The following is a 13,224-nucleotide window of genomic DNA, read 5'->3' on the forward strand; positions in this document are numbered from 1 at the left end:
ATAATTGATTAAAGTAGTTCAAAAATAGAAGCCGCACCTTGACCTGTTCCTACGCACATAGAAACCATTCCGTATTTGTTGCCACGTCTTCTCATTTCGTCAAGAAGCTGAACGGTAAGTTTCGTTCCTGTGCATCCAAGCGGGTGTCCAAGGGCAATAGCTCCTCCGTTTACGTTTAAGATATCAGGGTTTAGTCCTAATTCTTTTTTGATAGCAACTGATTGAGAGGCAAAAGCTTCATTAAGTTCAATCAAATCAATATCTTTTAATTCTAAACCTGCTTGTTTCAATGCTTTTGGAATAGCATAGATAGGTCCCATTCCCATGATTCTTGGTTCTAATCCGGCAGCTGCGTAAGCTACTAATCTTGCCTCAGGCTCCAGTCCTAATTCTTTTACCATTTCCTCACTCATTACCATTACAAAAGCGGCTCCGTCACTCATTTGAGAAGAGTTTCCGGCAGTTACGCTTCCTCCGTTGGCGAATACAGGTCTTAGTTTTGCTAATCCAGCTAAAGAAGTATCAGCTCTAGGCCCTTCATCTACTGAGAAATCAAACTTTTTAGTCTGCAGTTTCTGATTTTCGTCAAGGAAATTATATTCTACGGGAATTGAAACAATCTGGTTGGCAAATTTTCCTTCCTGATTGGCTTTTAAAGCTTTCATATGAGATTCAAAAGCAAACTGATCCTGTTCTTCTCTTGTAATATTATATTGTTTGGCTACTTCTTCCGCTGTGTAACCCATTCCCCAGTAATAATCAGGGTTTGTTTTTGCGATATCTGTTTCAGGAACCGGCTTGTAACCTCCCATCGGGATATATGACATAGATTCAGTACCACCGGCAATGATACAGTCTGCCATACCAGCCTGGATTTTTGCAGAAGCAATAGCAATTGCCTCACTTCCTGAAGCACAGTATCTGTTTACGGTTACTCCCGGTACTTTATCAGTATTTAACCCCATCAAAGAGATCAGACGTGCCACATTCAGCCCTTGTTCAGCTTCTGGCATCGCATTTCCTACGATAAGGTCATCAATTCTGTTTTTATCTAATTGTGGTAGCTCAGCCATTAATTTTTCAATAACGGTAGCTGCCATGACATCAGGTCTTGTAAATCTTAAACTTCCTTTTGGAGCTTTTCCAACGGCTGTTCTGAAACCTTTTACTATGTATGCTGTTTTCATTTTTTGTTTAATTAAATTGTTTTAAGAATTTTTTGCCTCGTAGAGGTAAACTGTTCATAGATATTTGTTTATGCTTTTTGAGGAGCTCCGTAGGAGCGACCTGTTAATCATTAATCCATTCAAATAAATATTTTGGATCATATTCTATCTCAAATTTTGACATAAAATCCAGATATTCTTCTCTAAAAGTTTTCTTTTTATGATGTTCTTCCTGCTCTAAAATATACTTTACAACAGAATCAACACTGCTTTTAGAATAAGAAAAAGCTCCATACCCTTCCTGCCAATTGAATTTTCCATTGATCCATCCTTTTTCGTTGATGAATTTTGAAGAACCCGCTTTAATATCTCTTACTACATCTGAAACCGAATATGTCGGATTCATACTTATAAGAATATGGACATGGTCCGGCATTGCAAAAACTGCGAATAATTTTTGATCTCTATTGGAAACAATACCTGTTATAAACCGATGCAATTCTTCTCTGTTTTCTTTTGAAATCAGATTTTGTCTTCCTTTTACAGCGAAAACAATTTGAATATAAATCTGAGTGTAGGTATTTGCCATATATTAACAGGTCGCCTCTACGAGGCTCTCCAATCTTTAAATTATTCATGCTATTAACAGTTCGCTCCTACGGAGCTTCCCATTAGTTTCTCAAAGGTTTCCCGTTTTGCAACATATATTGAATTCTCTCAAGAGTTTTTCTCTCACCACAAAGCTGAAGGAAGGTTTCTCTTTCAAGGTTCAATAGGTACTGTTCTGTTACTACTGTTGGTTCAGATAGATTTCCACCTACCATTACGTTGGCCAGTTTATCTGCAATTTTCTTATCGTGTGCAGAGATAAAGTTTCCGGTTAGCATCTGGTCTGTTCCTACATAGAACATTCCTAATGCATCTTTACCAAGAACTTTTACTTTCTGCTCGATAGGCTGAGTATATCCCTGTTCTGCCAATAGTTTCGCTACTTTTTTAGCTTCAGCAATTTGTCTGTTTTTGCTTACAGAAACGATGTCTTTTCCTTTTTCAAGGATTCCCATGTCATAAGCTTCATAAGCAGAAGTAGCTACTTTACCCATGGCGATGTTCATAAAAGCATCACGAAGTCTGTTATTTTTAACATCATCGTTGTGGAATTCTCTGGAAGTTCTTAAAGTAAATTCTTTAGTACCACCACCACCAGGGATTACACCCACTCCGGTTTCTACAAGTCCGATATACGTTTCTGCTGCTGCAACCACTCGGTCAGCATGCATGGTCATTTCGCACCCTCCGCCTAAAGTCATTCCGTGAGGAGCAACTACTACAGGAATAGAAGAATAGCGTACTCTCATCATTGATTTCTGGAAGTAAGCAATTGCCATATTCAAATCATCCCAATCCTGCTCGATAGCCATCATTAGGATCATGGCAAGGTTAGCGCCTACAGAGAAGTTTGCTCCCTGGTTTCCTACAACTAATCCGTCATATTCTTTTTCAGCTAAATCAATGGCTCTGTTTAATCCATCAAGAACTTCGCCTCCAAGAGAGTTCATTTTTGAACGGATCTCAAAGTTGATGATACCATCTCCTAAATCTTCAATAGCAGCCCCTGAATTACTCCAAAGTGTTTTATTTTTTCTGATATTATCTAAGATGATGAATGCATCCTGACCAGGAATTTTGTTGTATTCACCTGAATTTTTATCAACATAAATGCTTTGTCCTTCGTCATTCACTTTGTAGAAAGTTTCTACATTTTTCACCCAGTCAGAAACCTCGTATCCTGCATCTTTTGCCAGTTCAATACCTTTCTGAACACCTACAGCATCCCAGATCTCAAATGGTCCGTTTTCCCATCCGAAACCGGCTCTCATGGCATCGTCAATTTTATAAACTTCATCAGAGATTTCAGGTACTTTATGAGAAACATAAGCGAATAGTGCTCCTAAGGACTTTCTGTATAATTCACCAGCTTTATCTTTACCACCAATCAGTACTTTGAATCTGTCAATTGGCTTATCTATAGATTTTGTTAATTCCAGAGTAGGGAATGATGATTTTCCTTGAAGTTCATATTCTAAAGTATCAAGGTTTAATCCGTGAATTTCAGATTTTCCTTCTGCATTTTTCACTTTTTTATAGAAACCTTGTTCTGTTTTTGAACCTAACCATTTATTATCCATCATTTTCTGGATATAAGGAGGAAGGGCAAATACATCATTAAAGTCGTTCGCTTCCGCACCGCTTTGACGAACCCCGTTGGCTACCATTACCAAAGTATCAAGACCTACAACGTCAGCTGTTCTGAATGTAGCAGATTTTGGACGTCCAATGACTGGACCCGTTAATTTATCAACATCAGAAACGGTAAGTCCTAATTTCTGTACATTGTGAAGAAGATCCATCATAGAGAACACACCGATTCTGTTGGCGATGAAAGCTGGGGTATCTTTTGCTAAAACTGTTGTTTTACCTAAGAATTTTGCTCCATAATTCATATAGAAATCGATGATCTCAGGATCTGTATCGTTAGTTGGGATAATCTCTAAAAGAGGAAGGTATCTTACAGGGTTGAAGAAGTGGGTTCCGGCGAAATATTTTTTGAAATCCTCGCTTCTCCCTTCTGTAAGAAAATGGATAGGAATACCGGATGTATTAGAAGAAATTAAGGTACCCGGTTTTCTGAACTGTTCAATTTTTTCGTAAACAGACTTCTTGATATCAAGCCTTTCTACTACTACTTCAATGATCCAGTCTGTATTTTTTATTTTCGGCAAATCATCATCGAAGTTTCCGATTGTAATTCTGTCTGCAAACTTTGGTGAATAAAGAAGTGCAGGACTTGCTTTTTTTAGTTTTTCAAAGTTTTCGGAAGCAATTCTGTTTCTTACGACCTTGTCATCTTTGGTCAAACCTTTTTTTTGTTCAGCTTCAGTAAGTTCAAAAGGAACAATATCCAAGAGTGATACTTCAACGCCGATGTTGGCGAAGTGAGCAGCAATTCCGCTTCCCATAATTCCTGAACCAAGAACCGTTACATGTTTGATTCTTCTTTTCATATGTAAATTTTTATTTGTATAAGATTATATGAGCCCGAAGACTTCATCATAATTTATTTTCTGTTATTTAATAATTCGTTTGCTATTTTCATGATCTCGGTCATCACGTCTTTGAAAGCATCCAGCTTTTCCGGAGCTATTTTCTCCATCACCTTCTTATTAAAGTTGACAACAACTTCCTTAGACATGTTTCTGGAATTTAATCCTTTGTCTGTAAGTTTAATGATCACCTCTCTTTTATCAGTGGTGGTTTTTTCCTTATAGATATATCCGTTATCTTCAAGAAGTTTGATGATTCTCGTTAATGAAGTGGGTTCAATAGCCATCTTTGGTCCAAGATTGGTACTTCGGGTTCCTTCTTTGGGATCAATTTTAAGAAGAGTGAGTGCCTGTACCGCTGTGGAATCATGTTCCTGGGCTAATTCTGTGTACATTTTAGAAACAGCCAACCAGGTCTGCTTTAAAATTAAATCTACGTTTTCTATTTTTTCCTTATTATTATCCATCATTTTTGCGCCAATGGTTTTACCCAAATTTAATAAATATTATGCATGCATAATATTTATTAACGTTAAATTTTGTTAATAGGCTGTAAATAAAAGGATTAAATTGTATGATTAGCATAATACTATGCATGCATAGTATGTGAATAAATCAAAGAAAACTCAGTATTAATGAATGTTTACGATCAAATTGATGATTTCTTCAAAAGATTCACATTGGTAAGTGTGGGAATCTTTATTAATTACCCAAAAACTGTCATGAAATTCAAAATTTAGCTCAGACAGGTCTTTTTGGAAGTTTTTTTGAAGTAAAGAATACAGCATTTCCTTGTGAAATTGCGGTGCCGAGATAAAAGGTGGAATAAAGGTCTCGTTGATTTGAAATAACGAAGCATTAGTAAGTTCATTGTGCTGAAGCAAAATATCCTCCACAATCCCTGAATACAAATGATTCTCCTTTACATACCATATTTTGTCTGCGAATTCTTTGGCCAGCCGCCAGTCGTGGGAAGAAAACAGGATAAGCTTATTTTGTTCCTTAGCCAGCTTTCTTAAGGTTTTGAGGATAATAATTTTATTTTTCTCATCAAGATGGGTAGTAGGTTCATCCAGAATAATGATAGGTGAATTTTGAGTAATAGCACGCCCGATAAAGGCTTTCTGAAGATTTCCATCTGACAGGTTTTTCAAAAGAGTATATCTGTACTGATTCAGATCTAATTCTTCAATAATATGCGCAACTTCTTCGCGGTCTTCTTTTTTTAACTCAAAATAAAAAGGGTAGTAGATGTATTTTCCCAGAGAAATAAGATCTTCAACTGTATAATGCTGCGGAATAACCGACTTTGAAAAGACAATAGCAATATTTTCCGCGATTTCTTTTACAGAAAGATTTTTTACATTTTTTCCATTAATAGCAATCTCTCCATTCAGTAAAGGCATTTGATGCAGAATAGATTTGATCAATGTTGTTTTCCCTACACCGTTATTACCAATCAGCAGACCTACATCACCGAGCTTTAAATCTGCATTGGCATTGGAGATTAATGTGGTATTGTAGCCGATATTTGCCTGTTTGATCTGTAGGTGCATGCTTTTGTTGGTTATACGCGAAGGCGCAAATTGTTTTACAAAAATAATGTTTTAAGGCGCAAGGAAATTGACTTTGTCAAATTTTTATCCCGTTTATTTTATAAGTTGTTTACAATTCTTGTGACACCGTTTTTGAAAACATCAGATTGAAAATTGAGAAGCATTCCTAATTTGCAGTTTGACATTTTTAAATAGGTTAATAGTTGAGCTTTATGAGTAGGGCTAATGTAATCAACGGTTTTTATTTCTAAAATCACTTTGTTTTCAATCATCAGGTCGAGTTTAAAAGCATTGTCTATTTTCAAATCTTCATAAACAATTGGGAGGAACTTTTGTTTTTCTACTAAAAATCCAGCTTTTGTTAATTCATAGAACATACATTCTTCATATACATGTTCAAATAATCCTGCTCCAAGCTTTTTATGAATTTTTAATCCTGTCTCAAAAACAATTTTTGATAATTCATTTTCTGTCATTTGTGGTGTTTTGTTGAACTTAAATATATGAATTATTAGAATAAGTATATGTTGGATAAACGCAAAGGCTCAAAGGTATTTTAATACATTGGATATATTTTAAGGCGCGAGAAAATCGAAGATTTTCGGCAAGGGATTGTGGTAATTTTTGTTTGGAATATTTAAAATATACGTTGTTCAATTTTATAGGTGATAAAATCTTTGCGTCTTAAAAATATGTAGATTTTAAAAGTTTCTTGCGCCTTTGCGTTTTCCAACAAAAAGATCTAAACCTTATTCTGCTTTAAAAGCATCATCAGAATCACAGGAATACCGAATACAGAGCTTATCACATTCAGAGGAATCTGTGTTTTTTCTGCAATAACTGAGAAAAACAGCATGATCAGCATTCCCAGAAACATATTAAGAATCCATTGCTGCCATAATTTTGAAGGATTATAAACGAGTCTGCAAAAGTGAGGAACAATAATTCCGATAAAAAGAATTGGTCCTAAAAATGCTGTAACAGAAGCTGATAGGAGAGAAGATGCAACGATGATTAAAAGCTTCAGCTGTTTCAGATTTACGCCTAAACTCTGTGCATAGGAATTGCCCAGAGAATTTCCAATAAGTGGTTTTATAGCCCTGAAACAAATAAACATTCCCATTGAAACCAATATAAGCAGTACATAAATCTGGTTTCTCGTTACCATATTATTCGCTCCGAAAGACCATAGGATATAGTTTTTAAGACTCTGGTTTTCTGCGTAAAACTGCAACAGGGATACAATAGCTCCAGCAAAAGCAGATACTAAAAACCCGAAAATAATAAGATACGATTTGTCCTGAAATCTGTTAGACATTGAGAGCAGTATCAACATTAACAGTAAGCTTCCTCCAATAGCAGATAGGCTGAGAAAACTATTCTGTAAAAATTCAGGAAGGAAAATGTTATGGGAAAAGAAAATGTAAAAGGCAACCGATAGACTGGCGACAGAGGTTATTCCCAATATATCAGGCCCAGCGAGGGGGTTTTGGAAATATTCCTGCATCAGAAAACCAGAAGTAGGAATGGAAATTCCGGCCAGCATCATTACCAGAACGCGGTTGATGCGGATTTCAGCAATCTGGCTATGTGCAGAATCCTGAAAGAAATCCTGAAAGCTTAAACCTAAAAATCCTGTGTTCAGATTAATGACAGCACTTATCATAATGGCGATCACGAATAAAAAACACAGGATTTTAAATCTTTTTGACATGATTCAGAAAGAGTTCAGTCTATTTTATTTTAAAAAAGAATCAATTTTTGAATTCAAAACATCTTCTGTCATCATTCCAAGATATTCATCGGTTTTATCACCTTTTCTCATGAAAGTAAAAGGAATAGAACCTCCATCCCATTGCTTGAAGTTGTTGTGAAAGAAGTTTTGATCTAATTTTTGCCCATCCAGTAAGATAATATTATCTCCCAATTTATTTTCGGTGGCAAAATTCTTAACAGCACCAGCCCAATCTGCCTTATCATCAAGGTTGACGAAAGTGAACTTTACAGGTTTTCCTTTCAACTCATCCATTTTACTTTTAAAACTTGGAATTTCTCTGATACATGGGCCACACCAGGTGGCAAAAAAATTGGTTACATATAACGTATCATTATTTTTTGCTAAATGCTGACTTACGTTTTCAGGAGAAAGTTCTTTGGGAATAGCTGTACTTCCTTCTGTTTCTGTAGTTTGAGATACAGAAAGAGAATCTGCAGCTGCAGTATTTTCAGATTTCTGACCTTCTTTTTTACAGCTGTACAGTGCAGTAAGAAGTAACATGGAAAAAATTATCTTCTTCATAAATTATTTTTTATCTATTTTTGAATTGAAGTTATGGAACAACAAATCTATAAAGGGAAACTGATACAGTTTCATCCGTTAAAAATAGCGAAAAAGGAAGAGCTGACCAAAAATACTTTTTCTCTGGAGTTTGATATTCCTGAGAATTTAAAAGAAAATTTCAGGTTTGAGGCCGGGCAGTTCGTTAGTATACGATTTCAATCACATGGGAAAGAGGTTATTAATGATTATTCAATGACTTCAGCTCCTTATGAAGGGAAAATATGTCTGGGAATAAAGGTCAATTCCCCTGAAGGAGCCACTTCGCAGTTATTTCAAAATTATAATGTTGGTGATGAATTATGGGTGAGTGAACCTGCAGGAAGATTTACCATTGTATCTAAACCCAGTGAATTCAGGACTATTGTTGCTTTTGCAGCCGGTATTGGAATTACCCCTATTTTAAGCCATTTCAAAAATATTCTTCACAACGAACCCAGAACGAGATTATTCTTATTTTTTGGAAATAAAAGCTCAGACGATTTAGTCTATCGCGAGCAGTTGGATAATCTTGCCAGAACATGTGGAGACAGGCTTCAGATATTTTACTTTTTCTCACAGGAAAAAACAGCAGACCAGTTTTTCTATGGCAGGCTGGATGAAAAGAAACTGAATCTTATTATCAACCAGATTCTTCATTTGGATGATACAGATGAAGAATCTACCATTTGGGATGCGGTAGATGAAGTGCTTATTTGTGGGAAAGGAGAAATGATCAAAACATTGGCGAACGCCTGCTATCACCACGGAATTCCAAAAAAGAATATCCATTTTGAACTTTTTGAAGAATTCAATGATGATATTTATCCTGTAGAAAAAGAATTTCCTCTGATTGAAAATATTGAGGTAGAATTTACCATGCTTGGAAAAAAATATACGACCCAGCTTCCTGATAATAAGGATAAAATCCTTCAACAGCTTCTGATGCAGAAGTTCCCGGTACCTTATTCGTGCAAGTCCGGAATCTGTGGAAGTTGTGAATGTTCTTTGGAGGAAGGAGAAGTGGAACTGTTGGAGAATGAGTATCTTACCGAAAAAGAGGAAGAGCAGGGACATATTTTAGCTTGTATGTCTATTGTGAAAAGTAAAAAAATAAAGCTTAACTTTGATCTTAGTTGAGAATTATTAGGAACATATTTAACCTTGGATTTATATCATTGGAATTGGGAATTCTGATGATATGTTTCTGTAATGTGTGGGTTTTTGGGCTTACCAACGGGAGAACCTATACCAAAATTTCAAAAATTCCGCCACGGGAAATTGCATTAGTTCTGGGAACATCTCCAAAAATGAGATCCGGTAAATCCAATCCTTATTTCACCAAAAGGATGGATGCAACAGCCCTTCTTTATCATCATGGGAAAATCAAGAAAATTATAGTAAGCGGGGAGAAAAGCAAAGGTTATAACGAGCCGGGAGCAATGAAAAACTATCTGATCAATCAGGAAGGTGTACCTGAAGATATTATTGTGGAAGATCCGAAAGGTTTTAATACGTATAAAAGTATTCTCCGTTGTAAGGACGTTTATAAGAAGAAGAATGTTATTATTGTATCTCAGGGATATCACAACCTTAGAGCATTGTTTTTTGCGAGAAATAATGATATGAATGCTTTGGGCTTTGATGCGCAGGATGTCACAAAACCTGAAAGTTTCTACAGAAACCAGACGAGGGAAATCCTCGCCCGTGTGATTGCTGTAGTGTATTTTATTTTAGGTGTTTCTCCGGATTAGAAAGGATATCCGAATGCGATATTAACTGTTGGTTTGAAAGGCTGTATGTTTTTGAATCTCCATCGGTCACCTTCAGGTTTATTCGGGTCATAGATCTTGTAAGCAAGGTCAATTCTTGCAGTAACGTAAGCGATATTCAATCTTAATCCGAATCCACTTCCGATACCTACTTGTTTCCAGAACTTACCGAATTTAAATTCATCTCCATAGCCGTCATTATAGTTACGAAGACTCCATGTATTCCCGATATCGGTAAATAAAGCTCCTTCGTAAGTTTTATTGAAAGGAATTCTATATTCAATATTGGTGGTAAGTTTTACATTGTCCGTCATATAGGTACGAACTCTTTCATCCACCTGAGAATCTGCAGGACCTAATCCCCCAAAGGCTACCCAGGCTCTGATATCATTGGAACCTCCATTGAAATAAGACTTGATGATGGGCATATCCTGAGAGTTGCCAAAAGGAATTCCAACTCCGATAAACTGACGAAGTACTAACGTCTGATTTCCGTTAAACTTGAAATACTTTCTAGTGTCAATATCAAATTTTACAAATTGTGCATAAGGCAACCCGAAAATAGTTCTCTGTGGACCAGTAACAATACCTCCGTCATTATCTTTTTTATTGAATAAGCTTAAGATGTTACCTGCAAGCTCTACTTTTCCGTTAAAATAAAATGCATTGGGATATTCTTTTTTTCCAATTTCACTATATACAAAGTTGTAGATCATGGAAGAAATAAGGACATCCTGAGTTTGTCTGTCTTTGTTGACCAATGTTCCTCTGAATGCTGTCAGAAGATCTGTACCTTGCTGGTTAAGACTCGCACGGTAAGCATCGTTCTCGATAATTTTCTTGGAAACCTCATCTACGCTGAGTTTTCCATCTTTATAATCTTGTCCGGTTTGTGCAGTTTCAGGGCTAAACATAAAATAATTTCCGAAGACTTCATCTTTTACCCTTCCGTCATTTACAAAATAATCGTAGTAAGCATCTTTATTTTTCGTCAGACTGACCTGAGTATTGAATAATGTAAGCTTATGATATACCTGATCATTAACACTTGCCTGATAATTCAATCCTGTATTAAAAATTAACCTTCCCAAACCAATGTTATTCTGTATGGATGCCCCCAGCAAAATAGATGATGTAGGGGTATATCGTTTAGGAATAAATCTATAATAATTAAAAGGCAATAAAAGCCTCGGGAAATTCAAAGATGTCTGAGCTGATATTTCGTACGCAGCCACTCTTTTACTGATGTCTTTTGTACTTCTGATAGAACCAAATGTTCCTGAAAGGCTCGTCGAAAGGTTCTCTGCCCCTCTAAAAACATTTCGGGTAGTAAGGTCCACAGAAGGAGTGATTCCCAGATTTAAAACCTGAGAATAATTGATATCTGTTCCCACTTTAAGTTCATACTTAGGAAGTGGTTTCAGTACATATAAAACATCCACAATGCTGTCGTTAGGAGAAGTCATTCCACCTTGTCTCAGAGAGTCTCTTGCTTTAACGATGCTAAAGTTATTCATCGATAAAAGATTTCTCTTGGTTACGTCCAGTTTCGTTTGGTCAAAAACCTTTTTGCTGTCTGGAATAATAGCCCTCCATATGGATGAAAGTTTGTATTTATCATTCACTGTATGGAATCTTATTCTCCTTAAGCTGTCTTTCTTTGTATTTTTAGGATAATCTCCAGGTTCATCCACAATGGCAACGTCAATATTTCCAAAAGTGGCTATTTTATAAGGCGTATCCAGAGAATCTTTATGAATTTCCAGGGTTAATGGAACCTGTTTTCTGCTTTTAAGAGAATCGGCCACAAAATAAACTTCATCATTGGAAGCATTGAATCTGTAGAAACCAAATTCTCTCATCAGATCAGTAATCCTGGTAACCTCTCTTTCCAAAACGGTCTGGTCAAGAATCTGTCCTGATCTCACAAGACTTCTGTTCAGATTATAGTTGTAATATCCTTTGATTCCCTGATCCGGAATGTTATAGAAATAATCCTTGATGCGCGTAGGCTCGTTATGCTTGATCGAATAATTAACAGATGCTTTTTTGGAAGCAGAATCCAGTGTATGATTGAATTTTACATCAGCATCCCAAAATCCTCTGTAGGTAAGTCTTTTCTTGATAGATTCAGCACTTTTTTCACTTCTGGTCTGATCAAGAATTACTGGTGCTGTACCCCAATTGTGCAGTAAACGGTCAAAAAGAAGACTTTTTCCGACACTACTTTTCATATTATATTTAAGGAATAAAGAGTCTCTCAGTTTCTGATTTCTCATCTCACCGGGATAGGTCATATATTCATTAAGTATAGTATCGTATTTCGTATCTGCCATATTGTAGAGTAGTAAACTCAATGGCATGAAAAGAAACTGCTTTTTATTGGGCTTTTGCTGGATGTAATCTTTCAGTTCCTCATCGAAAAATTCTCTCTTATCCTCGAACTCTAAACTGTTCTTGGTAAGCAGATATTCGCCTTCAGGAACTTTTTTTGTCGTACTACAAGCATAAAGGAGACCAACAAATGTTGCAAATGAGATAATTTTATAATATTTTTGAGGAGAATTCTTATAATGCTTACAGCTCATACAATAAAAGTTTTACAATCTTTAGATAAAAAGAAGTTCAGACAAAAATACAATTTGTTTTTGGTTGAAGGTAATAAAATCATTTGTGAACTTTTTAATTCTAACTTTAAAGTTAAAGAAATATTATCAACCGATCCACAAAAATTGGACCGTAGTGATATCCCTGTTACCCATATCTCTGAAAATGAATTGAAAAAAATCAGTTTTCTTAAAACACCAAAAGATTCTGTGGCGGTATGTTATCTTGCCGATGAAGAAAAATGGGAAGATAAGAATATACAATTGGTTTTGGATGGAATACAGGATCCTGGAAATCTTGGAACTATTATACGATTGGCAGACTGGTTCGGAATTGAACAGATTATCTGCAGTGAAGATACCGTAGATGTGTACAATCCGAAAGTAATTCAGGCGACAATGGGCTCATTTACCAGAGTAAATGTGGTGTATACTGATCTTGTGGAATATCTTTCTAAGACAGAGAATGTGAATATCGGAACAGATATGGAAGGAGAGAATATTTACACCTTTGAAAAACCGGAAAAGATTAATCTCATTTTAGGAAACGAAGGAAACGGGATGAGACAGGAAACGGAGAAGCTTTTACAAAAAAGTATCAGTATTCCGAGGTTTGGAAAATCCCAGTCTACAGAAAGCCTGAATGTATCAATGGCTGCAGGGATTATTTTAGGACAGTTATTTTCAAAATAGAAAATCAGAA

At 36.0% G+C, this 13,224-nt stretch carries 12 protein-coding genes; 3 read left to right on the top strand and 9 right to left on the bottom strand.

Features of this window, described 5'->3' with window-relative positions; genetic code table 11:
* Positions 1 to 8: 8 nt before the first annotated feature.
* The 8 genes from BUE84_RS10130 to BUE84_RS10165 all read right to left on the bottom strand — a co-directional run bounded on the left by BUE84_RS10130 (position 9) and on the right by BUE84_RS10165 (position 8,125).
* Positions 9 to 1,187 carry an acetyl-CoA C-acyltransferase gene (locus BUE84_RS10130; protein ID WP_079241526.1) on the bottom strand — a complete coding sequence of 393 codons (1,179 nt, stop codon included), beginning with the start codon at positions 1,185 to 1,187 and terminating at the stop codon, positions 9 to 11.
* Between the two features lie 103 nt (positions 1,188 to 1,290).
* Complete coding sequence (gene tnpA, locus BUE84_RS10135) at positions 1,291 to 1,755, bottom strand: IS200/IS605 family transposase (protein ID WP_079241527.1); 465 nt, start codon at positions 1,753 to 1,755, stop codon at positions 1,291 to 1,293.
* Between the two features lie 82 nt (positions 1,756 to 1,837).
* Complete coding sequence (locus BUE84_RS10140) at positions 1,838 to 4,231, bottom strand: 3-hydroxyacyl-CoA dehydrogenase/enoyl-CoA hydratase family protein (protein ID WP_079241528.1); 2,394 nt, start codon at positions 4,229 to 4,231, stop codon at positions 1,838 to 1,840.
* A gap of 53 nt (positions 4,232 to 4,284) precedes the next feature.
* Positions 4,285 to 4,737 (bottom strand): MarR family winged helix-turn-helix transcriptional regulator, encoded by a 453-nt coding sequence (locus BUE84_RS10145; RefSeq protein WP_034694513.1) that lies wholly within the window; start codon positions 4,735 to 4,737, stop codon positions 4,285 to 4,287.
* A gap of 165 nt (positions 4,738 to 4,902) precedes the next feature.
* Positions 4,903 to 5,826 carry an ABC transporter ATP-binding protein gene (locus BUE84_RS10150; RefSeq protein WP_079241529.1) on the bottom strand — a complete coding sequence of 308 codons (924 nt, stop codon included), beginning with the start codon at positions 5,824 to 5,826 and terminating at the stop codon, positions 4,903 to 4,905.
* Positions 5,827 to 5,924: 98 nt separating this feature from the next.
* Positions 5,925 to 6,302: a GxxExxY protein gene (locus BUE84_RS10155; RefSeq protein ID WP_079241530.1), complete on the bottom strand. Its 378-nt coding sequence runs from the start codon at positions 6,300 to 6,302 to the stop codon at positions 5,925 to 5,927.
* 266 nt (positions 6,303 to 6,568) lie between these two features.
* Complete coding sequence (locus BUE84_RS10160) at positions 6,569 to 7,540, bottom strand: iron ABC transporter permease (RefSeq protein ID WP_079241531.1); 972 nt, start codon at positions 7,538 to 7,540, stop codon at positions 6,569 to 6,571.
* Between the two features lie 24 nt (positions 7,541 to 7,564).
* Entirely contained in the window at positions 7,565 to 8,125 is a 561-nt protein-coding gene (locus BUE84_RS10165) for a TlpA family protein disulfide reductase (RefSeq protein ID WP_079241532.1), read from the bottom strand.
* 33 nt (positions 8,126 to 8,158) lie between these two features.
* Between BUE84_RS10165 and BUE84_RS10170 the strand changes: the two genes are divergently transcribed.
* Together BUE84_RS10170 and BUE84_RS10175 are read left to right on the top strand one after the other, a co-directional pair.
* Positions 8,159 to 9,283, top strand: coding sequence for a ferredoxin--NADP reductase (locus tag BUE84_RS10170; protein WP_079241533.1), 1,125 nt, complete (start codon positions 8,159 to 8,161; stop codon positions 9,281 to 9,283).
* Between the two features lie 56 nt (positions 9,284 to 9,339).
* Positions 9,340 to 9,897, top strand: a complete 558-nt coding sequence (locus tag BUE84_RS10175; protein ID WP_373427997.1) for a vancomycin high temperature exclusion protein — start codon at positions 9,340 to 9,342, stop codon at positions 9,895 to 9,897.
* On the opposite strand, the gene BUE84_RS10180 is transcribed toward BUE84_RS10175, so the two are convergent.
* Positions 9,894 to 12,503, bottom strand: a complete 2,610-nt coding sequence (locus BUE84_RS10180) for a BamA/TamA family outer membrane protein (protein ID WP_079241534.1) — start codon at positions 12,501 to 12,503, stop codon at positions 9,894 to 9,896. The genes BUE84_RS10175 and BUE84_RS10180 overlap by 4 nt on opposite strands.
* On the opposite strand from BUE84_RS10180, the gene BUE84_RS10185 reads away from it, so the two are divergent.
* On the top strand, positions 12,489 to 13,214 hold the full coding sequence (locus tag BUE84_RS10185) for a TrmH family RNA methyltransferase (protein WP_079241535.1): 726 nt from the start codon (positions 12,489 to 12,491) through the stop codon (positions 13,212 to 13,214). The two genes, BUE84_RS10180 and BUE84_RS10185, sit on opposite strands and share 15 nt — an antisense overlap.
* Positions 13,215 to 13,224: the final 10 nt, after the last annotated feature.

Origin of the sequence: Chryseobacterium indologenes (assembly GCF_002025665.1) — a bacterium.
Classification (GTDB): Bacteria; Bacteroidota; Bacteroidia; order Flavobacteriales; family Weeksellaceae; genus Chryseobacterium; species Chryseobacterium metallicongregator.